This is a genomic window from Micromonospora lupini str. Lupac 08, assembly GCF_000297395.2.
GTDB lineage: Bacteria > Actinomycetota > Actinomycetes > Mycobacteriales > Micromonosporaceae > Micromonospora > Micromonospora lupini.
In genome coordinates, this window is the sequence record NZ_HF570108.1 from 5,104,513 (window position 1) to 5,128,575 (window position 24,063).

At 73.3% G+C, this 24,063-nt stretch carries 26 protein-coding genes; 9 read left to right on the top strand and 17 right to left on the bottom strand.

Going from position 1 to position 24,063, the window contains the following annotated elements:
* Nucleotides 1-47: 47 nt before the first annotated feature.
* From MILUP08_RS24270 to MILUP08_RS24280, 3 genes are read right to left on the bottom strand one after another with little or no spacing between them, the layout of a single operon-like run.
* Nucleotides 48-1,655 carry a prenyltransferase/squalene oxidase repeat-containing protein gene (locus tag MILUP08_RS24270; protein ID WP_007462636.1) on the bottom strand — a complete coding sequence of 536 codons (1,608 nt, stop codon included), beginning with the start codon at nucleotides 1,653-1,655 and terminating at the stop codon, nucleotides 48-50.
* The gene (locus tag MILUP08_RS24275; RefSeq protein WP_007462638.1) at nucleotides 1,648-2,565 is read right to left on the bottom strand and encodes a terpene synthase family protein; all 918 of its coding nucleotides are present in this window, start codon (nucleotides 2,563-2,565) and stop codon (nucleotides 1,648-1,650) included. The genes MILUP08_RS24270 and MILUP08_RS24275 overlap by 8 nt, the downstream gene beginning before the upstream one ends.
* A complete protein-coding gene (locus MILUP08_RS24280) occupies nucleotides 2,562-3,899 on the bottom strand; it encodes a cytochrome P450 (protein ID WP_039908717.1) in 1,338 nt (445 codons plus the stop codon). Before MILUP08_RS24280 ends, MILUP08_RS24275 begins: the two co-directional genes overlap by 4 nt.
* A gap of 455 nt (nucleotides 3,900-4,354) precedes the next feature.
* On the opposite strand from MILUP08_RS24280, the gene MILUP08_RS24290 reads away from it, so the two are divergent.
* Nucleotides 4,355-4,603 carry a DUF2630 family protein gene (locus MILUP08_RS24290; RefSeq protein WP_007462644.1) on the top strand — a complete coding sequence of 83 codons (249 nt, stop codon included), beginning with the start codon at nucleotides 4,355-4,357 and terminating at the stop codon, nucleotides 4,601-4,603.
* Nucleotides 4,604-4,670: 67 nt separating this feature from the next.
* Here MILUP08_RS24290 and MILUP08_RS24295 read toward each other — a convergent pair whose 3' ends face one another.
* The 3 genes from MILUP08_RS24295 to MILUP08_RS24305 form a co-directional block, all read right to left on the bottom strand.
* On the bottom strand, nucleotides 4,671-5,603 hold the full coding sequence (locus tag MILUP08_RS24295) for a serine protein kinase RIO (protein ID WP_007462646.1): 933 nt from the start codon (nucleotides 5,601-5,603) through the stop codon (nucleotides 4,671-4,673).
* 277 nt (nucleotides 5,604-5,880) lie between these two features.
* Complete coding sequence (locus MILUP08_RS24300; protein WP_007462648.1) at nucleotides 5,881-6,525, bottom strand: HAD family hydrolase; 645 nt, start codon at nucleotides 6,523-6,525, stop codon at nucleotides 5,881-5,883.
* Nucleotides 6,526-6,590: 65 nt separating this feature from the next.
* Nucleotides 6,591-7,451 carry a carbon-nitrogen hydrolase family protein gene (locus MILUP08_RS24305; protein WP_039906559.1) on the bottom strand — a complete coding sequence of 287 codons (861 nt, stop codon included), beginning with the start codon at nucleotides 7,449-7,451 and terminating at the stop codon, nucleotides 6,591-6,593.
* A gap of 77 nt (nucleotides 7,452-7,528) precedes the next feature.
* Between MILUP08_RS24305 and MILUP08_RS24310 the strand changes: the two genes are divergently transcribed.
* The 6 genes from MILUP08_RS24310 to mug all read left to right on the top strand — a co-directional run bounded on the left by MILUP08_RS24310 (nucleotide 7,529) and on the right by mug (nucleotide 11,968).
* Complete coding sequence (locus MILUP08_RS24310; RefSeq protein ID WP_039906560.1) at nucleotides 7,529-8,101, top strand: TetR/AcrR family transcriptional regulator; 573 nt, start codon at nucleotides 7,529-7,531, stop codon at nucleotides 8,099-8,101.
* An 86-nt stretch (nucleotides 8,102-8,187) separates the two neighbouring features.
* Nucleotides 8,188-9,120, top strand: coding sequence for a TIGR04222 domain-containing membrane protein (locus MILUP08_RS24315; protein WP_007462655.1), 933 nt, complete (start codon nucleotides 8,188-8,190; stop codon nucleotides 9,118-9,120).
* A complete protein-coding gene (locus MILUP08_RS24320; RefSeq protein WP_007462657.1) occupies nucleotides 9,117-9,935 on the top strand; it encodes an MbnB/TglH/ChrH family RiPP precursor modification enzyme in 819 nt (272 codons plus the stop codon). Before MILUP08_RS24315 ends, MILUP08_RS24320 begins: the two co-directional genes overlap by 4 nt.
* Entirely contained in the window at nucleotides 9,932-10,408 is a 477-nt protein-coding gene (locus tag MILUP08_RS24325; RefSeq protein WP_007462659.1) for an SCO6045 C-terminal-like domain-containing protein, read from the top strand. Before MILUP08_RS24320 ends, MILUP08_RS24325 begins: the two co-directional genes overlap by 4 nt.
* Before the next feature lie 124 nt (nucleotides 10,409-10,532).
* The gene (locus MILUP08_RS24330) at nucleotides 10,533-11,294 is read left to right on the top strand and encodes an SDR family oxidoreductase (protein ID WP_007462661.1); all 762 of its coding nucleotides are present in this window, start codon (nucleotides 10,533-10,535) and stop codon (nucleotides 11,292-11,294) included.
* Nucleotides 11,295-11,392: 98 nt separating this feature from the next.
* Nucleotides 11,393-11,968, top strand: a complete 576-nt coding sequence (mug, locus tag MILUP08_RS24335; RefSeq protein WP_051066050.1) for a G/U mismatch-specific DNA glycosylase — start codon at nucleotides 11,393-11,395, stop codon at nucleotides 11,966-11,968.
* Here the strand turns inward: mug and MILUP08_RS24340 are convergent, their stop codons facing one another.
* The 3 genes from MILUP08_RS24340 to MILUP08_RS24350 form a co-directional block, all read right to left on the bottom strand.
* Nucleotides 11,969-13,945 carry an ABC transporter ATP-binding protein gene (locus MILUP08_RS24340; RefSeq protein WP_039908721.1) on the bottom strand — a complete coding sequence of 659 codons (1,977 nt, stop codon included), beginning with the start codon at nucleotides 13,943-13,945 and terminating at the stop codon, nucleotides 11,969-11,971.
* Between the two features lie 117 nt (nucleotides 13,946-14,062).
* Nucleotides 14,063-14,830 (bottom strand): enoyl-CoA hydratase/isomerase family protein, encoded by a 768-nt coding sequence (locus MILUP08_RS24345; RefSeq protein ID WP_039906561.1) that lies wholly within the window; start codon nucleotides 14,828-14,830, stop codon nucleotides 14,063-14,065.
* A 46-nt stretch (nucleotides 14,831-14,876) separates the two neighbouring features.
* Nucleotides 14,877-15,104: a helix-turn-helix domain-containing protein gene (locus tag MILUP08_RS24350; protein WP_007462679.1), complete on the bottom strand. Its 228-nt coding sequence runs from the start codon at nucleotides 15,102-15,104 to the stop codon at nucleotides 14,877-14,879.
* 212 nt (nucleotides 15,105-15,316) lie between these two features.
* Between MILUP08_RS24350 and MILUP08_RS24355 the strand changes: the two genes are divergently transcribed.
* Nucleotides 15,317-15,916 carry a cadmium resistance transporter gene (locus MILUP08_RS24355; protein WP_007462681.1) on the top strand — a complete coding sequence of 200 codons (600 nt, stop codon included), beginning with the start codon at nucleotides 15,317-15,319 and terminating at the stop codon, nucleotides 15,914-15,916.
* A 124-nt stretch (nucleotides 15,917-16,040) separates the two neighbouring features.
* Here the strand turns inward: MILUP08_RS24355 and MILUP08_RS24360 are convergent, their stop codons facing one another.
* Nucleotides 16,041-17,645 (bottom strand): ABC-F family ATP-binding cassette domain-containing protein, encoded by a 1,605-nt coding sequence (locus tag MILUP08_RS24360; protein ID WP_007462683.1) that lies wholly within the window; start codon nucleotides 17,643-17,645, stop codon nucleotides 16,041-16,043.
* A gap of 263 nt (nucleotides 17,646-17,908) precedes the next feature.
* On the opposite strand from MILUP08_RS24360, the gene ypfJ reads away from it, so the two are divergent.
* The gene (ypfJ, locus tag MILUP08_RS24365) at nucleotides 17,909-18,832 is read left to right on the top strand and encodes a KPN_02809 family neutral zinc metallopeptidase (protein ID WP_007462685.1); all 924 of its coding nucleotides are present in this window, start codon (nucleotides 17,909-17,911) and stop codon (nucleotides 18,830-18,832) included.
* A 62-nt stretch (nucleotides 18,833-18,894) separates the two neighbouring features.
* On the opposite strand, the gene MILUP08_RS24370 is transcribed toward ypfJ, so the two are convergent.
* The 7 genes from MILUP08_RS24370 to MILUP08_RS24400 all read right to left on the bottom strand — a co-directional run bounded on the left by MILUP08_RS24370 (nucleotide 18,895) and on the right by MILUP08_RS24400 (nucleotide 24,055).
* On the bottom strand, nucleotides 18,895-19,260 hold the full coding sequence (locus MILUP08_RS24370) for a YybH family protein (protein ID WP_039906571.1): 366 nt from the start codon (nucleotides 19,258-19,260) through the stop codon (nucleotides 18,895-18,897).
* Between the two features lie 2 nt (nucleotides 19,261-19,262).
* Complete coding sequence (locus MILUP08_RS24375; RefSeq protein ID WP_007462689.1) at nucleotides 19,263-19,574, bottom strand: muconolactone Delta-isomerase family protein; 312 nt, start codon at nucleotides 19,572-19,574, stop codon at nucleotides 19,263-19,265.
* A gap of 228 nt (nucleotides 19,575-19,802) precedes the next feature.
* Entirely contained in the window at nucleotides 19,803-20,465 is a 663-nt protein-coding gene (locus MILUP08_RS24380) for an acVLRF1 family peptidyl-tRNA hydrolase (RefSeq protein ID WP_007462691.1), read from the bottom strand.
* Nucleotides 20,466-20,518: 53 nt separating this feature from the next.
* Nucleotides 20,519-21,151 carry a LysE family transporter gene (locus MILUP08_RS24385; protein ID WP_007462693.1) on the bottom strand — a complete coding sequence of 211 codons (633 nt, stop codon included), beginning with the start codon at nucleotides 21,149-21,151 and terminating at the stop codon, nucleotides 20,519-20,521.
* 468 nt (nucleotides 21,152-21,619) lie between these two features.
* A complete protein-coding gene (locus MILUP08_RS24390; RefSeq protein ID WP_039908727.1) occupies nucleotides 21,620-22,129 on the bottom strand; it encodes a metal-sulfur cluster assembly factor in 510 nt (169 codons plus the stop codon).
* Between the two features lie 145 nt (nucleotides 22,130-22,274).
* Entirely contained in the window at nucleotides 22,275-22,748 is a 474-nt protein-coding gene (sufU, locus tag MILUP08_RS24395) for a Fe-S cluster assembly sulfur transfer protein SufU (protein ID WP_039908730.1), read from the bottom strand.
* Between the two features lie 2 nt (nucleotides 22,749-22,750).
* Nucleotides 22,751-24,055: a cysteine desulfurase gene (locus MILUP08_RS24400; protein ID WP_007462700.1), complete on the bottom strand. Its 1,305-nt coding sequence runs from the start codon at nucleotides 24,053-24,055 to the stop codon at nucleotides 22,751-22,753.
* Between the last annotated feature and the right edge of the window lie 8 nt (nucleotides 24,056-24,063).

The following is a 24,063-nucleotide window of genomic DNA, read 5'->3' on the forward strand; positions in this document are numbered from 1 at the left end:
ATACGGGGCTGAGGCTCTGCGTACGCTAGCAGTGTCCACACAACCCCTCAAGTTGTTGTTTTTGTTGCCTGGTAACCACAATCCACCACCGAACGGTCGGCGTCCGCCAGGTGCACGGAGGCCAACCGGCAGGCGGCCAGCACCGTCGCGCGAACGATCGCGGTAGGACAGTACAACTCCTTGCCGTACCACAGTGGAGGGTGCGGCCGGCCGGACGGTTGGTGCAGGTAGGCGTGGCCGCGAGCCACCGCGTCGTCGACCCGCGGCGCTCCCGTCGGCGCGGCCAGCAGCACCTGCAGGGCGTACGCGGTCTCCTCGGCCGTCCCGCCCCAGCGCCCCCACGAACCATCGGCACGTTGGTTCTCCAGCACCCAGCGGGCCGCCCGGTCCACCGCCTCGGCCGCCGCGCCGCCGCGACCGAACTCCGCCAGGGCCAGCACGCAGCAGGACGTCGCGTAGTACGGCGAGGCGTGCCACCGGTCCTGCCAGGGGCCCTCGGGGAGCTGGTGGGCGGGCAGCACGACGCTGAGCCGCTCGACCGCCCGGTGGTACCGCGCGTCCGCGCCGGGCCGCACGTTCACGTACTGGCCGAACGCGTCCAGCACGTGGGCGTTTGTGGTGACCGAGAAGCCGTCCTCGCTCCCCGGCCAGGTGCAGAAGCCGTCCGCCGTCTCGTACGCCCAGAGGCTCGCCGGGTCGGCGGGGCGGCCGAGCCGGGCCAGCGCGTCAAGCGTGACCGAGGTGGTGTCGGCGTCGGTCGGCAGGCCCTCACCGGTGGCGACGCCCTCGGCGCCGGTGGCGGCGGCGAGGGTGCGCAGCACGGTGGCGGGCGGGTCGACCGCGACGCCTGCGCGACGCAGCCCGCTGAGCACCCAGGCCCGCTCGAAGACGGTGATCGGGGTGGGGCAGGGCACCGGCCCGTCGCCGTCGCGGATCAGCTCCCGCAGGAAGGCGTGCGCGGCGGGGCCGACGTCCGGGCCGGCGGCGGTCAGCCAGCCGGCGGTCGCGGCGGGCGACGCGCCGACGGCGGTGAGGGTCGGCCCGGCGTCGGACGGTGTCGCGTCCAGCACCTCGTAGAAGTGGGCCAGCTTCGCCGGCAGCGCCGCCCCGGCGGCCACCGCGGCCCGTACCGCGCGCAGCCGGTCGGGGCCGAGCCCCGCGGGGAGTGTCAGCGGCGGGCGGGGCAGCCGGTCGGCGACCACCCGGTCCAGCCGGACCAGCCGGTCGTTGAGCGACTCGACAAGCGCCGGGACGATGAGGTCCAGCGCCGGGGTGTCCGGCAGTGCCCGCGCGTGCGTGGTGAGCAGACGGCCGCTGAGCGCGTCCAGCCCGCGCGCCACCGGGGCGATCAGGTCCGCCCCGGACCACAGGCCGTCGGCCAGCACGGCGAGCAGCGCGTCGGTGGCGCTGAGCGTGGGCACCAGGGCGTACCCCTCGGGTGGGCCCCACGCGCCGTCCGGGCGCTGCTCCCGCAGCAGGAACCCGATGCGCTGGTGGTGCCCCGGCAGCCAGGACGCGTCGGCGACCAGCCGGGCACTCTCGTACACCGAGGCGGCGACCTGCCCCCACGGCCGCAGCGCGAGACCCGCGATCAGCTCGCGCGCGGCGGCGTCGGTGGCCGGCTCGGCCAGGACCCGGGGGGAGCTTTCACTCACCGCGATCTCCCCAGAAGTCCGACAGCTCGTAGAAGCCACCGGTGAAGGAGATCTGCCGGTGCAGGTATTCCGCCTGACGGGGGCAGCGCTCGGCGAGGACGGCCAGGTCCCCCCGGGACCGGGCGGTCAGTTCGGCAAGCCGGGAGTGCACCCGCGCCGGATCGTCGACCAGCTGCAACGCGTTCAGGTCGCCCCACTCGGCGTCCCGGTCCTGGGTGGCGAGGTCGTTGACCAGCCGCAGCACTCGCTGCACTCCCCGGCCGGCGTCCAGCAGGTCGGTCAGCAGCGCGAGCGTCCGCTCGTCGCCGGTCGCGATCCAGTGGGTGACGTTGACGAAGGAGCTGCCGGAGTTGTCGGCGTTCTCCAGGTAGCGGTCCAGGTCCGGCAGACGCCGCCCGGTGGTCGGGTCGGTCGGCAGGTTCTTCCAGTCCCACTCCCGGGCCGCAGCGGCGAGCATCCGGGCCAACTCGTCTCGCCAGATCGGGCGCAGCCGGGCGAACGCCGGCACCGTCTCCAGCTCGTCGCGCAGATCGGCCAGCAGCCGCGCGAGGTGACGCCCCGGTGGCGGAGCGGCGCCGTCGGCCACCGCCAGGCAGTCGGTCACCACCTGCCGGACGTCGTCGGCGGACCGGGCCAGGTAGTCGACCTGCCAGTCGGCGGCGAAGACCCAGAGCACGGTACGGGTGGTGATCCGCAGTTCGGCGGCGGTGTGCCAGGGTGCGATGAAGGCGACCACGGTGGCCACCGAGCTGAGCAGCGCCGGGTCGAACGGCGCGGCGTCGAACAGCTCCGGGTGGGCGGCGGTGACGTCCTGGAGGTCCCGGACGCCGCGCACGGCGAGCGCGCACACCCGGCCCTGCTCGGCGACCGCGTCCGGGCCGGCCTGCACCGGCCACGGCGTGCCCGTCATGAGGCGACCGGGCGCTCGACGGGGGTGACGATCAGCTCGGCCCGCTGCTTGGGTTGCAGCGAGGCGCCGAGCCGGGGTGTGAGGCCGACGGGTTCGCGCAGTCGGAACCGGTAGCGGCTCAGCACGGTGCTGACGATGAGCTGCGCCTCCAGCAGGAAAAGGTACTGCCCCAGGCACTGGTGCGGGCCACCGCCGAAGGGGAAGTACGAGTAGCGGTAGCGCCGGCGGGGCCGTTCCGGCGCGAAGCGCTCCGGGTCGAACAGCGTGGGGTCGTCCCAGAACGTCGACATCCGCTGGGTGACGTACGGGCTGACCAGCACGGTGCCACCGGCCTTGATCCGCATCCCGCCCAGTACGTCGTCGCCGACAGCGGTCCGCGGGATCATCCACCCGGCCGGGTAGAGCCGCAGCATCTCGTCGAGCACCATCCGGCCGTAGCGCAGCTGGGGCAGGTGCTCACGGCCGACCCGGTCGGCGCCGACCACCCGCTCGATCTCGTCGGTCATCCGCTCGGCCACGTCGGGTCGGTTGGACAGCACCGGCCAGAGCCAGGAGAGCAGGGCGATGGTGGTCTCGGTGGCGGTGGAGAACATGGCCACGACGTCGCCGCGGATCGCGTACTCGTCGGGTTCGCTGCCGTCGGCGCGCGGCCGGCAGAGGGTGGAGATGATGTCGTCGCCGTCGCTGGGGTTGGCCCGGGCCTGCCGGATGATCGGCAGCACCACCTCGTCGATGGTCCGCACGGCCTCGTTGAAGGCGCGGTCGCGGGGCATCGGCACCGCGTACGGCACGAAGGGCACCAGCAGGCGCGGGAGCATCGCGGTCGTGAGGGTGTCCAGCGCGGCGCTGATCCGCAGCGCGTCCGGCACCGAGATCCGGTCGGCGAAGAGCACCCGCATGGTGGTGCGCAGGACGATCCGGGTCAGCTCGGCGCCGCCGTCGATCGGCCGGCCGTCCCGGGCGGGCTCCAGCCACTCGTCGACGGCCTCGTTGATCGCCTCGGCCATCCGGTCGACGAGCGTCTCGGCCCGTTTGGCGGTGAACAGCGGTTGCAGCGCGCCCCGGCTGGACTCCCAGATCTCGCCCTCGGCGACGAGGATGGCGTCGCCGACGATGCGGCGTACCGGCCGCCACAACAGGCCGTCCCCGTCCCGGGTGTAGTTGGCAACGTTGTCCCTCAGCACGCGTTGCAGGTGCTCCGGGTGGCTGACGAGGTAGGGGCGGAACGATCCGAGGTTGAGCCGAACGACCTCGCCACCGGCGTCGTCCGCGAAGCCGACGAGCGCGCCGAGCGGGTCGCGGACCAGCGCGGGCAGGGCGCGTCGCAGGGGGATCATCCGGGGTTCGGTGCTGACGGGGGCGGGGCCGGCATCGGACACCTGGGTCATGCAACGTCTCCTCGTCGTTCCGCCGGCCTGCGTTGTCTACTGTGGCCGGTCGGGACTGTGGAAATTTCACCTTCTGGGCGACGGAAGCATCTCACCAAATCCCAGGCACCTCCATACCTGCGACAGGTGAGATTCCCCGCCCGATCCTGACCGGTGTCGATGTCATGGGGCAACTGTTGTCCTGAGTGGATGATCGGGTCGAGACACCGGCGCAGGTCGTGCCCGTACACCCAGGGGCGAGACGGGCGCGAGGGCCGCGCGGACGGCCCGCCGGCCCCCGGAGGCCGGGCCGCCCCCCGGGTGCCCGGGCGGCTGCCAGCCGGGCGGGTGCGAGTGAGCCAGGACCCACCGGTACCCCCGAATCCGGGCGATGCCGGGCACCCTGTGCCAGGCTCTGTGGCATGGACGACAAGACCATCCTGAACCGGATCTCCGAGCTGGTCGACGAGGAACACAAGCTGCGCTCCGATGCCCAGGCCCACGAGTCGGGCACCGAGGGCGAGGCAAGCGAGCGGCTGCGCGCCCTGGAGGAGTCCCTCGACCAGTGCTGGGACCTGCTGCGCCGCCGCCGGGCCGCCCGGGCCAGCCACGGCGACCCGGACTCCCAGGGCGAACGCCCCAAGCCCGAGGTGGAGCGCTACCTGCAGTGACCCCTACGGGCGGGTCGGGCAGCCGCTGGGGCCGCCCGATCCGCCCGTACCGCCCGACCCGCTCCGGTCAGCGCAGGCCCGCCTCGCGCAGCAGCTCCCCGGTCAGCGCGCCGGGGTCGACCTGCTCGGTGGTCAGCCCCCGGGCCACGAACCAGGCGCTGACCACCCGCACGTCGCGGGCCAGGAACTCGGGCCCCTGCGGGTTGGCCACCACGTCGACCACCTGCGGCAGATCGATCACGACCAGACGCCCGGCGTGCACGAGCAGGTTGTACGGCGACAGGTCGCCGTGGGCGTAGCCGGCCCGGGCCAGGACGCGCAGCGCCTCCACCAGCTGGTCCCACAGGTCGAGCAGCTCGGCCGGGCCGGGCCGCAGCTGGGCCAGCCGGGGCGCGGCCTGCCCCGACTCGGCGTCGCCGACGAACTCCAACATCAGCTCGGTGCCCCGCAACTGCACCGGGTACGGAACGGCGATCCGGTCGTGCCCGGCGCCGATCTCCCAGAGCCGGGCCAGCGCGGCGAACTCGGCCGCCGCCCACTGCCCGGCGATCATCTCCCGGCCGAAGGCCGTCCGGCCGGCCATCGCCCGGTTCTCCCGGGACCGCCGCACCCGGCGGCCCTCCAGATAGCCGGCGTCGCGGTGGAACAGCCGGTGCTCGGCGTCCCGGTATCGCTTGACGGCCAGCAGGCAGGACCGGCCCGTGTCCGGTACCGCACGGCGGACCAGGTGGACGTCCGCCTCCTTGCCGGTCTTCAGCACACCCAGCTCGGTGTCCTTCGCGGCCAACTCGGTGACCAGCCACTGCGGGTGCGGCGCAGGGCCGTGGACGGCGTCGTCCCAGGACGACCAGCGCTCGCCGGTCGTCGGGTCGGGGTCGCTGTCGGGGTCGGCGAGCGGCGCACTGGGCCGCCCGCGCTTCAGAAACTGCGGTTCGTCGTCGTCGAAGCGGCTCTTGCCGCGGCTGCGGCGCTCCAGCGCCGGCAGGTCATGATCGCGCACTGTGGTGAGGTTCCCTTGGTCGAGGCTGAGATAGGCGGCTGGAAGCGACCCGCGAAGACGGCCATGACCGACCCCCTCTCCTCGACCGGGCGTACGCCCGGGTGCACGATGCGCCGCTGATCCTGCCGCCGCCCCGACGGCCGGTCAATCGAATTACCGCCGGCACCGCCGCCCCGACCGCCGCGAAGCCGCGTCCGGCGGCGCCTCGACCGCTCGGACGCCGCGCCCGGTGCCGCCTCGACCGCTCGGACGCCGTGTTCCGCCGCGGCGGACCGCGTCAGCTCGCGAGCACCGTGGCGACCGCGGCGATCAACCCGTCCACCGTGCGACTCGGCGCGAACCGGACGTCCGACCAGGTCCGCCCCCGGTGCAGCCAGACGCTGGGCAGCCCGACCGCGGCGGCGCCGCCGATGTCCGCCTCCGGGCTGTCACCGACCACCCAGGCGCCCCGCAGCGGCATCCGGACCCGCTGCGCGGCGAGCGCGAAGATGCGCGGGTTGGGCTTGCTGACCCCGGCCTCCTCGGAGATCACCCAGTCGGCCACGTACCGGTCCAGGCCGGTACGGCGGATCTTGGCGTCCTCCACGCGTACGGTGCCGTTGCAGACCACCACCGGCACCCAGCCCGCGTCGTCGGCGATCCGCAGCGCGCAGGCGGTCAGCGGGTCGAGGCGGGTCTGCGCCACCACCCCGTCGTGCAACTCCTCCACCAGGTCGATCGAGGGGATACGCAGCTCGTAGCGGTCCCGGATCGCGTCGGCCAGGTCCCAGCGATCGGTCAACCCGTCCGCGTCGATCGAAAGCAGCCAGTCGATGTCGGTGGGGGGCGCGCCGATGCTGTCCAGGAAGCGCTCACCCCAGCGGCGGAACGGCCCGGCCCGATCCAGCAGGGTGTTGTCCAGGTCCAGCAGGAGCAGTGGCACTCGGGCACCCTACGGGACCGACGTGTCCGCCAACAGGTCCCCGGGGTGTCGACCTGACGGTGGGCTCAACCGGTCAACGACACCCGTGGGCCGCCCTGGCTGGGCAGCAGATCGGCGAGCATCGAATGGGCTGCCCGGGTGTCCGCGAGCACTGCCGGGTCGAGGCTCGCCACCAGCACCGCCGTGCCCTCGTCGGCGCCCCGGGCGAGCGGACGTCCCTGCGGGTCGTAGATCGCCGCGCCGCCGTTGAACCGCCACGGGTCGCCGCCGCCGACCGCGTTGGCGAAGACCACGAACATCGTGTTGTCCAGGGCCCGGGCGGCGTAGTACAGATCGCGGCGGTGCTCGGAGCCGGCCAGGTAACCGCTGGGGCACAGGTAGGCGTGCGCGCCGTCGAGCGCGGCGGCGCGGCCGTGCTCGGGGAAGCAGCCGTCGTAGCAGACGCCCAACCCGAGCCGCCAGTCGTCGACGAGCAGCGTGGCGCCCCGACCGCCGGGGCTGAACAGCTCGCGTTCGTCGCCCCAGAGCTGCTGTTTGTCGTACCCGACCCGGACCGTGCCGGCGCGGTCGACCACCAGGGCGGCGATGGTGCGCCGGCCGTCCGGGTGCCGTGCCGCCGCACCGACCACCACGGTGATCCCGGCCGTCCGCGCGGCGGCGCGCAGCGGGTCGAGCCGACCGTCGGCGACCACCCCGGCCGGGTCGACCGCGACGTCGGTGCCGACCGGGTCGGCGGCGAGGGTGGGCGGGTGGTACGCGCACAGGTACAGCTCGGGGAGGACTGCCACCCGGGCGCCCTGCCCGGCGGCCCGACGGACCAGCTCGGCGGCGGCGAGCGCGTTGCCGGCCACGTCACCGGGCGTCGGTGTGGCCTGCACGGTGGCCACGGTCAGCGGGGCGGACGGCACGGGGTGCGGCGGGGTCACCGGCCGATGGTAGACGGCGACATACCAAGCCGTACGTACGGTTTGCATGGCCCGGGGTGACCTGCGACGATCGCCGTGTGCCCAGAGTAAGCCAGGACCAGCTCGACGCGCGCCGGCAGGAGATCCTCGCCGCCGCGCGGGCGTGTTTCGCGCGGCTCGGCTACGAAGGAGCCACCGTTCGCCGCCTCGAGGAGGCCACCGGGCTGTCCCGGGGCGCCATCTTCCACCACTTCCGGGACAAGGACTCGCTCTTCCTCGCCGTCGCCGAGGACGACGCCGCCGTCATGGTCGAGACGGTGGCCCGCAACGGTCTGGTGCAGGTGATGCGCGATCTGCTGGCCCGCGCGATGTCTCCCGACACCACCGGCTGGCTGGGCAGTCAACTGGAGGTCTCGCGCCGGCTGCGCACCGATCCGGCGTTCGCCCGGCGCTGGGCCGAACGGTCCGCCGCGATCGCCGAGGCGACCCGCGACCGGTTGGCCCGCCAACGCGACGCCGGGGTGCTGCGGGAGGACGTACCGATCGACGTGCTGGCCCAGTTCCTGGAGCTGGCCTACGACGGCCTGGTGCTGCACCTGGCGATGGGCCGGCCGGCCGGCGACCTGGGCCCGGTCCTCGACCTGGTCGAGGAGGCCGTCCGCCGCCGCTGAGCGCCGCCGCCGTACGCCGGCGTGGGACCCGTGGCGGTGGTGCTCCACAATGGGGCCGCCGATCCCTCCGGCGACAGGAGCAGCCGATGATCGTCCACGCCGCGTCGGGCGACACCTGGGGTGTCCCGGGCCCGACCTTCCTCCGGTTCTACCTCGTGGCGGCCGCCGTGGTGGTCGCGTTCGCGGTGCTGCACCGGGTCCGTCCCGCCACCGCCGAGGGGCACGCCCTCACCGACCCGCTCGGCCCGCAACAGGTCGCGTATCTCAACGGTGGGGCCGGCCTCGCCGTGCACGCCTCGCTCGGCGGGCTGCGCGGCAGCGGGGCGATCGGCGTACGGCCGGACCGCCGGCTGACCACTGGCGGGCCCGCGCCGACGGGGCTCACCCCGTTGGACACCGCCATCCACTGGGCCGCCCACCAGCACTCCCGCGTGCGGGACCTGAGCCAGAACGAGCGGGTGGTCGCCGCGCTCCACCAGCTCCGCATCGGTCTCGAAGAGCGTGGGCTGCTCGTGAGCCCGACGCGACGGGCCACCGCGGGACGGTGGGCGCTGCTCCTCACCGGGCTGCTGGTGCTCGGCGTGGTGCGGCTGTTCGCCGGCCTGGCCAACGGGCGGCCCGTGGGTTACCTGGCGCTCACCCTGGTCGGGGTGCTGGTGGCGACGCTGCTGCTCTGGCGGATACCGCGGACCACCCGGGCCGGTCGCGCCGCTTTGCGTGACCTGCGCAAACAGCACACCCACCTGACCCCCGACTCGTCCCCCGCGTACGCCACCTACGGCGCGGCAGGCGCGGCGATGGGCGTGGCCCTGTACGGCACCGCCTCGCTCTGGGCGCTCGACCCGGGCTTCGCCGAGCAGGCCGAGATCCAGCGCCAGGCCATCGCCGGCGGTGGCTGGTCCTCGGGCTCCGGCAGCGGAACGTCGGGCAGCTCGTGTGGCGGCGGAAGCTCCTGCGGTGGTGGCGACGGCGGCGGTGGCGGCGGTGGGTGCGGCGGCGGCGGTGGGTGCGGCGGATGACCGGCCCGTCCGGCGTCGGCATCGGCTGGCGTCCCGAGATCGCCGGTTTCGTGGCCGAGCTGCCCGGGTTGCGCTTCGTCGAGGTGGTGGCCGAGTCGGTGCCGCCGACCGGGCCGCTCCCGCCCGGGCTGGCGCAACTGCGGGAGCGCGGCGTGACAGTCGTACCGCACGGGGTGCGGCTCTCCCTCGGCGGCGCCGAGCCGGTCGACCCGACCCGCGTCGCCCACCTGGCCGCGGTGGCGCAGCGGGTCGACGCGCCGCTGGTCAGTGAGCACATCGCCTTCGTCCGGGCCGGCGGGCTGGAGGCCGGGCACCTGTTGCCGCTGCCACGCAGCCGGGAGGCGGTCGACGCGGTCTGCGCCAACGTGGCCCGGGCGCAGGCCGAGCTGCCTGTGCCGATCGCGCTGGAACCGATCGCGGCCCTCTTCGACTGGCCCGACGACGAGTTGGACGAGGGGGACTTCCTCACCGAGATCCTCGACCGCACCGGCGCGCTGCTGCTGCTTGACATCGCCAACGTGCACGCCAACGCCCGCAACCGGGGCACCGACCCGCTCGCGCTGCTCGACCGGCTGCCGCTGGACCGGATCGGCTACGTGCACGTCGCCGGCGGGGCCGAGCACGGCGGGTTCTACCACGACACGCACACCGATCCCGTACCGCCGGAGGTGCTGGAGCTGGTCGGCGCGCTCTGCGCCCGGCAGCGGCCACCGGCGTTGCTGCTGGAACGCGACGGTGGCTATCCCCCGGCCGCGGAGCTGCGCGCCGAGCTGGACGCCCTCGCGGCCGCCGGGGGCTTCCCGGCCGTGACGTGACGGGCACGCTCGCCGAGCGGCAGGCCGAGCTGGTCGCGGCGCTCGTCGCCGGGGGCCCGGCACCCGCCGGTTTCGCGGCCGGCCCGCTGGCCGCCGCCCGGGCGGCGCTGAGACGCAAGCGGGCCGGTGAGGTGGCCCGGCACTGGCCGCTGCTCGCCGTCGGCCTCGGCGCGGCCTGGCCGTCGACCTTCGCCGACTGGGCCGCCGAGCGCCCCACGGCCGGATCGCTGCGCGACGGCTGGGACCTGGCCCGGGCGCTGCGGGAGCGCGACGCGCTGCCGCCGGGCGGCGCCGAGGAGCTGGCCGTCCGGGAGGCGGGCCTGCGCTACGACGGGCGTCGGGCGCCGCGCCCGCGCCGGCTGCCGGCCGTGGCCCGCGCCGGCGGCGCCGTCGCGGTGCAGATCGCCGGTCGGGTACGCCTGGTGCGCCCCGCCGCGCGTCCACCCGCCCACGTCGGCGGGCGCTACAGCTAGGGCTGCGTCATAAGGGCGGTCGCGCCGAGGCGGAGTCCGGGCGGCGATCCGGCCGCCTGGGCCCGCCGCAGGCCGGCCAGGGGCTGTGACGCGGGCCGTGGCCGGATGCGGCAGGATTGGCGGCATGGATCTCGGACTGACCGACCGGGTGTACGTGCTCACCGGCGCCTCGCGCGGCCTCGGTTACGCGACGGCGCGGTGCCTGGTGGCCGACGGCGCGCGGGTGGTGCTCTCGGCCCGTGACGCCGACGCGGTCGCCGCAGCCGCGGAAGGGCTGGGTGGCCCGGACCGGGCGGTCGGCGTCACCGCCGACCTGACCGACCCGCAGACCCCGGATCGGCTCGTCGCGGCGGCCCGGAAGCACTTCGGTCGGATCGACGGCGCGCTCATCTCGGTCGGCGGCCCACCCGCCGGCAACGCCGCGTCGATCACCGACGAGCAGTGGCGGCACTCCTTCGAGACCGTGTTCCTGGGCACCGTCCGCGCGGCGCGCACGGTCGCCGCCGCCCTGCCCGACGGGGGCGCGATCGGGCTGGTGCTCTCCACCTCCGCCCGTGGCCCGGTGCCCGGCCTCGGCATCTCCAACGGCCTGCGGCCCGGACTGGTCGGCGTCGCCAAGGACATCTCCGACGAGTACGGCCCTCGCGGCGTACGGGTGGTCGGCCTGCTGCCCGGCCGGATCATGACCGACCGCAACCGGGAGCTGTTCGCCGCCACCGGCGACCCCGAGCGGGCCCGCGCCGAGGCGGAGGCCAGCATCCCGCTACGGCGCATCGCCGACCCGGCCGAGTTCGGTCGGGTGGCCGCGTTCGTGCTCTCCCCCGCCGCCAGCTACCTGACCGGGCTCACCGTGCCTGTCGACGGCGGCGCGCTACGCGGGCTGTGACGCCCGACCCGGACCACCCGACCCATGATCGACTCGGCTTCACGGAAGTCGGGCTGTCGACGCGACCAGGACACCCCGGCTTCCAGGAACCCGAGTCGATCAAGACGCTGCCGCCCGGCACGTCCCGGCCGACGCGGGCGGAGCTGGCGGCGGCTGCGGACCGGACCATCCCCGACGTGCTCGCGCCGGGGTTGGCGGTGCTGTTCGTCGGCATCAACCCGGGCCTCTGGTCGGCCGCCACGGGCTGGCACTTCGCCCGACCCGGCAACCGGTTCTGGCCGGCGCTGCACGCCGGCGGGTTCACCCCTCGACTGCTGCATCCGAGCGAGCAGGACGAGCTGCCCGCCCTGGGTCTCGGCATCACCAACATGGCCGCCCGGGCCAGCGCCCGCGCGGACGAGCTGACCGCCGCGGAACTCCTCGACGGCGCGGCGATCCTGACCGACAAGGTGACCCGGTACCGGCCGCGCTGGGTGGCGGTGGTGGGGGTGACGGCGTACCGGATCGGTTTTCAGCGGCCCAAGGCCACCTTCGGGCCGCAGCCGGAGTCGTTGGCCGGGGCGCGGCTGTGGGTGCTGCCCAACCCGAGCGGCCTGAACGCGCACTTCACGCCCGTCACGCTGGGCGCCGCGTTCGCCGAGCTGCGCGCGGCAACCGAGCTGGCGGACGGTTGATCAGTTGGCGGCGGCGGGCGGCATGGCCTCGTCGGCGACGTACGTGCCGAGGGGCATGACCACCGGCTCGGGGCCTGTCGCGTCCACGTACGGCTTCGGCGAGTCCACGACGGCGAACTGCGTGCGGTACAGCTCGGCGTAGAGCCCGCCGACCGCGACCAGCTCGTCGTGGCGTCCCCGCTCGACGATCCGCCCGCCGTCGAGCACGAGGATCTGGTCGGCGTCGCGGACGGTGGAGAGCCGGTGCGCGATCACCAGGGCGGTACGACCGGCCAGCGCCACCGACAGCGCCCGCTGCACCGCTGCCTCGCTCTCCGAGTCCAGGTGTGCGGTCGCCTCGTCGAGGATCACGATCGACGGGGCCTTGAGCAGCAGTCGGGCGATGGCGATGCGCTGCTTCTCGCCGCCGGAGAAGCGGTAGCCGCGCTCCCCCACAGTGGTGTCCAGCCCGTCGGGCAGCGCCCGGACGAGATCGGCCACCTGCGCCCCGGCCAGCGCCGCCCAGATCTCGTCGTCGGTGGCGTCGGGCTTGGCGTAACGCAGGTTCTCGGCGATCGTCTCGTGGAACAGGTGTGAATCCTGGGTGACGACGCCGATCTCGTCGCGCAGGGAGGCGAGGGTCGCGTCGCGCACGTCGACGCCGCCGACCAGCACCTGCCCGTCGGTGACGTCGTAGATCCGGGAGATGAGCATGGACAGCGTCGACTTGCCGGCGCCGGACGGGCCGACGAGGGCGACCATCTGCCCCGGCTCGACGCTGAACGAGACGCCCTTGAGCACCGGCTCGTTGACGGTCCGGTCGAGCGTGGCGACCTCCTCCAGCGACGCGAGGGAGATCTCGGCGGCGCTCGGGTAGCGGAAGCGCACGTCGCGGAAGTCGACCCGGCCGGTGCCGCGGGGCACCGGCACCGCGTCGGGCTTCTCCACGATGCCGGGTTCGAGGTCGAGCACCTCGAAGACGCGGTCGAAGGACACCAGCGCGCTCATCACGTCCACCCGGACGTTGGAGAGCGCGGTGAGCGGCCCGTACAGCCGGGTGAGCAGCAGCGCGAGGGTCACCACGGTGCCCGCGCTGACGCCGCCGGTGACGGCGAGCCAACCACCGAGGCCGTAGGTGAGCGCCTGCGCCAGCGAGGCGACGAGCAGCATCGCCACGAAGAACGTCCGGGAGTACATGGCGGACTGGATGCCGATGTCACGCACCCGCTCGGCCCGGTCGGCGAACCGGCGGGCCTCGATCTCGGGCTGGCCGAACAGCTTCACCAGCAGCGCGCCGGCCACCCCGAACCGCTCGGTCATGGTCGCGCTCATCTTGGCGTCGAGGTTGTACGCCTCGCGGGTGATGTCGGCGAGCCGCCGCCCGACCCGTCGCGCCGGAATGATGAAGATGGGCAGCAGCACCAGCGAGAGCGCGGTGATCTGCCAGGAGAGGGTGAACATCACCGCGGCGGTGAGGACCAGCTGGATGACGTTGCTGACCACACCGGACAGGGTGGAGGTGAACGCGCGCTGGGCGCCGAGCACGTCGTTGTTGAGCCGGCTGACCAGGGCGCCGGTCTGGGTGCGGGTGAAGAACTGCAACGGCATCCGCTGCACGTGGTCGTAGACCCGGGTGCGCAGGTTGAGGATGATGCCCTCGCCGATGCGGGCCGAATACCACCGCTGGGCCAGCGACAGCAGCGCGTCGGCGACGGCCAGCCCGGCGATGAACAGGGCCAGCCGGACCACGAGCCGGCCGGCCTCGCTGCCACCCCGGTTGATCGCGTTGATGACGTCACCGGCGAGCACAGGTGTGGCCACGCCGATGATGGCGGCCAGCACCACGGTGGCCAGGAAGACGATGATGTCGCGTCGGTAGGGCTGGGCGAAGGCCACGATGCGGCGGGCCACGCCGTGCTTGAGCCGGTGGGTGGAGACCTCGTCGCGGTTGCGCATCGACCGGAGCATGCTCCACCCGGCCATGCCACCGCCGGACATCGGGTTGGACACCGCTCACCTCCGGGTCGTCGGGTGGACCTCACACGTCAGGTCAATTCTCCCGACGACTCTGACAACCTCGGTCGTAACCCGGATCTTCCCGTACGGTCCTTACGACTATTCTCCCCGGCCGGCCAGGTCCCGTAGGCGGCGGGTCTGCGCCTCCCGCTCGGCGCGCTGCTGGTCGGCGTGCGACCGGCCGGCCGCGCCGGCGAGCAGGGCCTTGATCTCCACCACCGCGTCGCGGGCCCCGGCCAGCAGGCCCGCGGTCAGGTCACGGACCGCGTCGTCCAGGTCGGCCGGCGGTACGACGAGAGTGGCCAGCCCGATCCGGTCCGCCTCGGCGGCGTCCAGTCGGCGGCCGGTCGCGCAGATCTCCAGCGCCCGGGAATAGCCGACCAGCTCGACGAGGCGCTTCGTGCCGGCCAGGTCGGGCACCAGCCCGAGGGTCACCTCGGCCATCGACAGTTTCGCGTCGGCGGCCAGGACGCGCAGGTCACAGGCCAGCGCGAGTTGGAAACCGGCGCCGATCGCGTGCCCCTGCACGGCGGCCACGGAGATGACGTCCGGACGGTGCAGCCAGGTGAAGCCGGCCTGGAACGCCGCGATCTGGTCGGCGCTCTCCTGCTCGGGCAGCGTGGCCAGCTCGGCGAACGACCCTGGGCCGGAGGCACCGGCCACCGCGAGGTCGAGGCCGGCGGAGAACGCACGCCCCTCGCCCCGCACCACCACCACACGGACGTCGCCGGGCAGGTCGCGGGAGAAGTCGCTCATCGCGCGCCACATGGCGGGCGTCTGGGCGTTGAGCACGTCGGGCCGGCACAACGTCACCGTGGCAACCGGCCCGTCGCAGGTCAGCCGGACCCCGGTCGCCTCGGCGGTCACCGGGCGGCCCGGGGCGCGGCGCTGGTGGACGACGCTGAGGGGCGGGTCACGCCTTCTTGCGGCGCCGGGCACCGCCGCGCTGACGCAGCTGAACCCCGGACTCGGTGAGCACTCGGTGGATGAACCCGTAGGAACGGCCGGTCGAGGCCGCCAGCGCGCGGATGCTCTCCCCCGACGTGTACCGCTTTACCAGGTCCTTGGCGAGCGTCTGACGCTCGGCTCCGACGATCCGGCGACCCTTCTCAGTGCTGGTGGCTGTGCCAGTGGCTGCCATGCTGTGTCCTCACGTCCCAGACTGTGCGGTTCGGATACGGTCCCACCTATTAGACCGCCTCGGACGATCATGCGCCAGATATCAACTCTTCGCCAACCGACACGCTATGCAATGTCAGCTTCCCGATAGAGTGATCCTCGCGATCGGTCCGGGCGCGCCGTCCGGAAGGGCCACCGCCGCCGGGCGACACCTCGGCCCGTACGCTCCCGGGCGTGATCGACCTGCTGGGCACCGCGGCGGGAGCGGCAGTGGTCTTCGCCGCCACCGACATCGACGACATCGTCATCCTCACGCTGTTCTTCGTGGCGGCCCGCACCACCGGCCGGCCCCGCACCTCGCAGATCGTCGCCGGCCAGTACCTCGGCATCGGCGCGCTCGCGCTGGCCAGCGCGGTGGTCGCCGCCGGGCTGCTTGTCGTGCCGGACCCGTGGACCGGGCTGCTCGGCCTGCTGCCGATCGCGTTGGGCGTCCGCGCGCTGCGCGGCTCCGACGACGACAAGCCGGCCACGGTCGTCACCGGGACACTCGGCGTCGCCGGGGTGACCATCGCCAACGGCGCCGACAACGTGGCCGTCTACGTACCCGTGTTCCGGGCCCTCGGCCCCGGCGACAGCGCGGTCTTCCTGCTGGTCTTCGTGGTGCTCGTCGGCCTCTGGTGCGCCGCCGCGGCCTGGCTGGGTGGACACCGCCGGGTGGTCCGGCTGGTGGAGCGCGCCGGCCACTGGCTGGTGCCGGCGATCTTCGTCGCCATCGGTGTGGTCATCCTGGTCAGCTCGGGCGTGGTCGGCCGCCTGCTGGACCTGCTCGGCTGAGAACGGGCCGGCCCGCCGGCCCGGAGCCCGACGGCCCAGAGCCCGCCGGGCCGAGCCGGACCACCCGAGCCGGACCACCCGAGCCGGACCACCCGAGCGGCCCGAGCCTGACCGGCCGGGCCGGTCAGGCCAGCTCGACCAGTTCGAGGAGGTCGTCGCTCCAGGCGTCCTCGTCGCCGTCGGGCAGCAGGATCGCGCGGTCGGGCTTGAGCGCGAGCACCGCGCCCGGGTCGTGCGTGACGAGCACGATGGCGCCCGGGTAGTTGGCGATCGCGTCGAGCACCTGCTCGCGGCTGACCGGGTCGAGGTTGTTCGTCGGCTCGTCGAGCAGCAGCACGTTGGCGCCGGAGCAGACAAGTGTGGACAGCGCCAGCCGGGTCTTCTCGCCGCCGGAGAGCACCCCGGCCGGCTTGTTGACGTCGTCGCCGGAGAACAGGAACGCGCCGAGGATCTTGCGCAGGTCGGTGTCGGACTGCTCGACGGCTGCGGCGCGCATGTTCTCCAGCACCGTCCGCTCCACGTCGAGCGTCTCGTGCTCCTGGGCGTAGTAGCCCAGGCGCAGCCCGTGCCCCGCGTGCACCTCGCCGGTGTCCGGGTTGAGCAGGCCGCCGAGCATCCGCAGCAGCGTCGTCTTGCCGGCGCCGTTGAGCCCCAGGATGGCCACCCGGGAACCCCGGTCCACCGCGACGTTGACGTCGGTGAAGATCTCCAACGAGCCGTACGACTTGGACAGGCCGGTCGCGGTGAGCGGCGTCTTGCCGCACGGGGCGGGGCTGGGGAAGCGGACCTTGGCCACCCGGTCGGCGACGCGTACCTCCTCCAGACCGGAGATCAGCTTCTCGGCACGGCGGGCCATGTTCTGCGCGGCGACGGTCTTGGTGGCCTTGGCCCGCATCTTGTCGGCCTGCGCCATCAGCGCGCCGGCCTTCTTCTCCGCGTTGGCCCGCTCCCGGCGGCGGCGGCGCTCGTCGGTCTCGCGTGCCTCCAGGTACGCCTTCCAGCCCAGGTTGTAGACGTCGATCACGGACCGGGTGGCGTCGAGGAACCAGACCTTGTTGACCACCGACTCCAGCAGCGCGCCGTCGTGGGAGATCACGATGAGGCCGCCCTTGTGGTTGGCGAGGAAGCCACGCAGCCAGGTGATCGAGTCGGCGTCGAGGTGGTTCGTCGGCTCGTCGAGCAGCAGGATGCCGCCGCCGTTCTCACCGGCGTCGCGGAACAGGATCCGCGCCAGCTCGATGCGCCGGCGCTGACCGCCGGAGAGGGTGCCGATGGTCTGGGCGAGCGCGCGGTCCGGAAGCCCCAGGTTGGCGCAGATACGGGCGGCCTCGGCCTCGGCCGCGTACCCGCCGAGGGCGGCGAACTGGTCCTCCAGAGCGCCGTAGCGACGGACCAGCTTGTCGCTGGAATCCTCGACGAGCTGGGCCTCGATCTCCTTCATCTGGGACATCAGCACGTCCAGGCCACGGGCGGAGAGCACCCGGTCGCGGCCGGTCACCTCCAGGTCACCCGTGCGCGGGTCCTGCGGGAGGTAGCCGATGGCGCTGCGCTGGTCGATCTGCCCGCCGTACGGCTGTCCCTCGCCGGCGAGCACCTTCAGGGTGGTCGTCTTGCCGGCGCCGTTGCGGCCGACCAGGCCGATCCGGTCACCGGGCTGCACGCGCAGGGTGGTGTCGGACAGCAGGATCCGGGAGCCGGCACGCAACTCCAGGCCGGTGGCAGTGATCATCTCGTGGGACTCGCTCTCGGGGTCTGGAAGGCTGACTCAGGGCACGCGAAAGCGCCGACGGGCTCAAGGGGCCCGGCGGCGCGGGGCGGTTCAGCCTTCGCAGCGCAGCACCCGACAAGTGTACCGGGCGCTCCCGGGCGGCCCGCCCGGATTACCAATCAAGATCATCGGGTACCGGAACGCCTGTCCGGACCCCGTCCGGCACTGAAGCGACACAACGACATACACACGACATTCACCGGCATACGGCGATCGGGGTCACCATGGAACTCAACGAGCGGGCCGAGCTCGACACCTCCCAGGCCAACGATCTGGGGCGTGGATCCGGCGGTGGGGGCGGCGGCATGGGCATCCCCATCCCGGGCGGCGGCGGTCGGGGCGGCATCATCGGCATCGTGGTCGCCGTGCTCATCGCCCTGCTCGGCGGCGGCTTCGGCCTGAACGCCATGACCAACGGCGACGACGGCGGCCAGGCTGGCGGCGGCGACATAGACCAGGCGTGCGGCACCGCCAACCCGGACCGTCTCCAGGACGCGCGCTGCCGCAACCTGCTCTACGTCAACAGCATCCAGGGCTACTGGCAGAAGGAATACCCGGAGCTTGGCAACGGAAAGTACGAGCCCACCACCACGAACTTCTTCCAGCAGGCCGTGAACACCGGCTGCGGTCAGGCCGACTCGGGCGTCGGCCCGTTCTACTGCCCCGCCGACAAGTTGGTGTACATCGACCTGAGCTTCTACGACGAGCTGGCCACCCGGTTCGGGGCGAAGGGCGAGTTCGCCCAGCCGTACGTGCTCGCGCACGAGTACGGCCACCACGTCCAGGACCTGCTCGGCACCAACGCCAAGGCCGGCCAGGGCGACCAGAGCGGCCCCAAATCCGCGTCCGTACGGCTGGAGTTGCAGGCCGACTGCTACGCCGGCGCCTGGGCGAAGCACGCCACCGAGAGCAAGGACAAGACCGGCCAGCAGCCGCTGTTCAAGTCGATCACCGAGGCCGACGTCAGCCAGGCCATCGACACCGCCGAGGCGATCGGTGACGACAGCATCCAGGAACGCTCCGGCGGAAAGGTCAACCCGGACCAGTTCACCCACGGCACGTCCGAGCAGCGCAAGCGCTGGTTCACCCAGGGCTACACCGGCGGCGACCCGAAGAACTGCGACACCTTCGGCACCGACCAGCTCTGACAACCCATTCCGCTGTACGTCGTGGCAGGTCCTCCGGGGCCTGCCACGACCCCGTTCGCGCCTCAGTCGAGTCGGGAGACCTGGTAGTGCCCGATGAGCCAGTCGTCGTCGATCCGTCGGACGACCACGCCGAGGTGGACGGTGAGGGCCGGCCGGTCGGTGAAGCCGAACTCGACCTCCAGATAGCCCAGGACCACGTCGTCGGCGAGACGCCGGGTCTCCCGGATCTCGTACGCGGCGGTCAGGCCGAGCGGCTGCGCGGCGTAGTACGCGGCGACCCCGTCCCGGCCGACCGTGTACGGATGCAGACCCTGGAAGATCGCGTCCTCGGTGAAGCAGGACGCGACATCATCTGGCTCGTGCGCGTCGACCGCCGACTTCCACCGGTCGAGGACGTCCCGCAGGATCTGCGCCTCGCTGCTGACCATGGTCAAGCCCTCGGCTGCCGGATCGGCTGACCCGGGTCGTTCGGGTGCGGCGTCAACGGGGTGACCGTCTCACGCCGCCAGGCGCGCAACGGCATCGACGCGAGGACCCTCTCCAACTCGTCGGCGTCGGCGGCCTCGAAGAGCCCCCACGTACGCCACTCCCCCGGCGCCAGCGGCGGCCGCCACAGCCGCAGGAGGCTGCCCTGCGCCGTCAGCTCGGCCGAACGTGCCGCCTCGCGCGTGCGCATGTCGGCGACCCCGTCCTCGGACGTGCCGTCGGGAACTGTCGTCACCATGTCCACCAGAAACTCCACGGGCCCATCCTCCGACCGCCGGCCCGGGAGTACGACGGGAACCCGCTTCTTGGTGGCGGTCGTCTCCCCGCGGGCCGCCGTTCGCCACCGCCGGAAAGGGCCGGGCTCCGCCCCACACGTCCTGCCGAACGCGGTGCCGGAGAGCGCCGGGCGGTCCGCACATCCCGGCGACACGCTGGCCGGAAGAGGGCGGGGCGGCCCGCACATCCGGGACGCGTGCCGCCGTCGTCACCCGGCGAGGTCGGGTGCCGGGTCGCGCAGCCGGATCCGCACCGCCCGGGCCGCGACCACCGCCGCGACCAGCACCGCGTGCCGTGGCTCCGGCACGTCGAGCAGCCGCTCGGCGCGCAGCGGCACGAGCGGGGCCAACCGTCGGTCGGCCAGCACCGTGTCCACGGCCCGCCGGTCACCGCCGCAGACGAGCGCCGTCAGCCGTGCCGCCTCCGGCAACAGCAGGCGTACGGCCAGGTCCGCCGCGTCACCCAGCGCCGCCTTGGCCTGATTGTCGCGCCGACGGGCGAACCGGTGCTGCGACCAACCTCCGGCGGCGGTGCGCCCCTGCACGTACCTGGTGTCCACCTTGGAGACCACGAGGTCGGGGCCCTGCGCCACACCGACCGCCACCGCGCCCTTGCGGGCCAGTAGCAGGCCGATCCGGTGCGGCGTGCCGGCGGCGGCCACGAAGGCGTCCACGTCCGCGCCGACCGGAGCGCCCGGTGGGGCGTACAGCTCGGCGGTGCTCCCGTCGGGGGCGGTGAGCAGCAGCCCGTACTCCCGTGCGGTGGTGGTGGGCGGGCCGTGCCGGTCGGCGAAGCCTTCGACCCAGCGGCCGACGCGGGCCGGGTCGACCTCGACCCACCGGCCGCCCCCGGCTGCGGGTCGACTGGTCACGGCCCCGACCGTACGCCACCGCCGCCCCGATCGGGCCGTCGGGCGGGTGCGGCTCAGCCCGGCAGCAGCGCCGCCACGGCGAGCGCGGCGATGAGCGCGCTGGAGACCAGGCCGGTGACCAGCCGGCCGCGCGGCCCGGTCAGGGCCCGACCGACAATCGTGCCGCCGCCGGCGATGAGCAGCTGCCAGCTCGCCGACGCCAGGAAGACGCCCGCCACGAAGAACGCGGCGGTCAGCCCGTCCGCGTCGACGGTGGCCCGGCGGCCCAGCACCAGCGCGGCGAAGTAGAGCACCGTCGTCGGGTTCAGCAGGGTCAGCCCGAGCAGCGCCGCGTAGGCCCGCCCCGGAGTGCTCAGGCCCTGCCCGGCGCGTGCCGCCGGCGGTCGGCGCGAGCGGTGGGCGGCCCAGGTCCGCCAGAGGCCGTGCGCGGCGAGACCCAGCAGGACCACGGCGGCCACCACCCGCAACGGACCGGCGGCCGGCGCGATGATCCCGGCCAGACCCGCGCCGCCGAGCGCGGCGACCGCCGCGTAGAGCCCGTCGGCCGTCGCCACCGCGAGCGCCGCGGCCGCCCCGACCCGGAACGAGGTACGGGCACTGAGCCCCAGGATGAGAATCGCGATCGCGCCAACGGGGATGGCGACGCCGTAGCCGGCCACCAGACCGGCGAGGAACGCCCCGCTCACGACGGCGGGCGGCGGATCGAAGCGACGGCCGGTGCGGTGCGCTGTCGACGCGCGGCAGTGGCCGCACGGACAGAAACCTGCATCGGGTACGCCTCAATCACCAGCGCATCCTGCGCGCCGAAGCCACGCCCCCGCCACCGATTTTTCCCACCCCGACACCCCCACCCCACCCCACCCCACGCCACGCCCCGCGTCACCGCCGGGAACGCGCAACGTCGGGGATGTTGCTGTCTCTGGGACTGGGGAGGCAGCACTCTCGCCGATGTTGTGCGGATCTTCGGCTCGGTCGGGGCCGAGATCGTGCTCGATCCTGGTTCTGGTGGCCTTACCACCGAAGCGCCGACACCACTACATCCAGGAAACTGCGTGATCTTGCCCTGCGGCGCGCCTGCTTCGACGTGAAACGGGTCGAGCGCGGCGCCCCTGGTGGGGCGTCGCGCTCGACGGGTGGAGCCGACCGGGGTCGGGTCAGACGTTGAAGCCGAGGGAACGGAGCTGGTCCCGACCCTCGTCAGTGATCTTGTCCGGGCCCCACGGCGGGAGCCACACCCAGTTGATCCGGATGTCGTTGACCAGGCCGCCGCCGGGGCCGGTGGTCAGGGCCTGCCGGGTCTGGTCCTCGATCACGTCGGTCAGCGGGCAGGCGGCGGACGTGAGCGTCATGTCCAGGGTGGCGACGTTCTCGTCGTCGACGTGCACCCCGTACACCAGGCCCAGGTCGACCACGTTGATGCCCAGCTCGGGGTCGACGACGTCCTTCATCGCCTCCTCGATGTCGGCGATCATGGCCTTGCTGACGCCGCCCGCCGAGGTGACGGCATCGCCGGCACCCGGAGTCGCAGCGCCGTCGGCCGCGGCAGCGTCGCCTGCGCCCGGCGCCGCAGCGCCGTCGGTAGCAGCGCCGTCGCCGGCAGCCGGCGTCGCGGCGGCGTTGGTCGTCGCGGCGGCGTTGGTCGTCTGGGCTCCGTCGGTCGTCACGGCGTCGGTCTGCGGCGCCGCGGTGGCGTCACCGGCCTCCGGCGTCGCCGCGGTAGCGGTGTTCTCGCTCATGCCGTCCCTCCGGTTCGCTTCGTGATGCCACCGGGCACCACAGTGCTGCTGGAACTCGCTCGCTGTCGCTCGCTCACGCCTTCACCTCCGGGCTCGCGCCCACGCCGGCGCGTGCCGCGGCGTCCTTGAACGCCATCCACGGCAGCAGCGCGCACTTGACCCGGGCGGGGTAGCGGGCGACGCCCGCGAAGGCCACCCCGTCACCGAGTACGTCCTCGTCCGGCGTGACCTGGCCACGGCCGGACATCAACTCGACGAACGCCTCGTGCACCTCGAATGCTTCCCCGGCGTCCCGACCGCGCAGCAGTTCGTGCAGGACGCTCGCCGACGCCTGGCTGATCGAGCAGCCCATGCCGTCGTACGAGATGTCGTGCAGCACGTCGCCGTCGGTGGCCACCCGGACGGTGACCTCGTCGCCGCAGGTCGGGTTGACGTGGTGCGCCTCCGCGACCCGGTCGGTCGCGTCGTCGGCGTCGCGCAGGCCACGGCCGTGCGGATGCTTGTAGTGGTCCAGGATGATCTCCTGGTAGAGCTGGTCGAGTTGCACCATCAGTCGAACACCTTCCGCACCTGCTCCAGACCGCCCACCAGAGCGTCGATCTCCTCGGTGGTGGTGTAGAGGTAGAACGAGGCCCGGGTCATCGCCGGGACGCCGAACCGGCTGCACACCGGCTTGGCGCAGTGGTGGCCCACGCGCACCTGCACACCGAGCGAGTCGAGCACCTGGCCCACGTCGTGCGGGTGCACGTCACCCAGCGCGAACGAGATGGTGCCGCCCCGGCCGATCGGTACGGTCGGGCCGAAGATCCGCAGGTCCGGCACCGTGCCGAGGGCGTCCAGCGCGTACGCCGTCAGCTCCTTCTCGTGCCACTGGATGGCAGGCATTCCGATGCCGGTGAGGTAGTCCACCGCCGCGCCGAGCGCGACCGCCTCGGCGATCGGCGGGGTGCCCGCCTCGAAGCGGGCCGGCGGCGCGGCGAACGTCGAGCGGGCCATGGTGACCGTCTCGATCATCGAACCGCCGCCGAACACCGGCGGCATGGCCGCCAGCAGCTCGCCCCGGCCCCAGAGCACGCCGATGCCGGTCGGGCCGCACATCTTGTGCCCGGTGAAGACGATGTAGTCCGCGTCCAGGTCGACCACGTCGATGGGCAGGTGCGGCACCGACTGCGAGCAGTCCAGCAGCAGCAGCGCGCCCACCTCGCGGACCCGGGCGGTGATGCGGGAGGTCGCGTTGACGGTGCCGAGGATGTTGGACATGTGCACCAACGAGACGATCTTCGTCCGTTCGGTGATCAGGTCCTCCAGGCCGGACTCGTCCAGCCGGCCCTGCTCGGTGACTCCGAACCAGCGCAGGGTCGCGCCGGTGCGCTCGCAGAGCAGCTGCCACGGAACGATGTTGGAGTGGTGCTCCATCTCGGAGATCACCACCTCGTCGCCCGGCCCCAGCCGGAACCGCGGGTCACCGTCCGCGCGCAGCGAGGCGTTCGAGAAGGCGTACGCCACGATGTTGATCGCCTCGGTGGAGTTCTTGGTGAACACCACCTCGTCGACGCTCGGCGCGTTGATGAACGCGGCGATCTTCGCCCGCGCCCCCTCGTACGCCTCGGTGGCCTCGGTGCCCAACGTGTGCACCGAGCGCGACACGTTGGCGTTGTGCCGCGTGTAGTGCTCGTCGAGCACGTCGAGCACCTGACGCGGCTTGTGCGAGGTGTTGGCGCTGTCGAGGTAGACCAGCGGGTGCCCGTTGATCTCCCGATCGAGGATCGGGAAGTCGGCGCGCACCCGGGCCACGTCGAAACGCGGCACGTCGTCGTACTGCGGCATCCCTGACGGGATCGCGATGCTGGTCATCTCGGCAG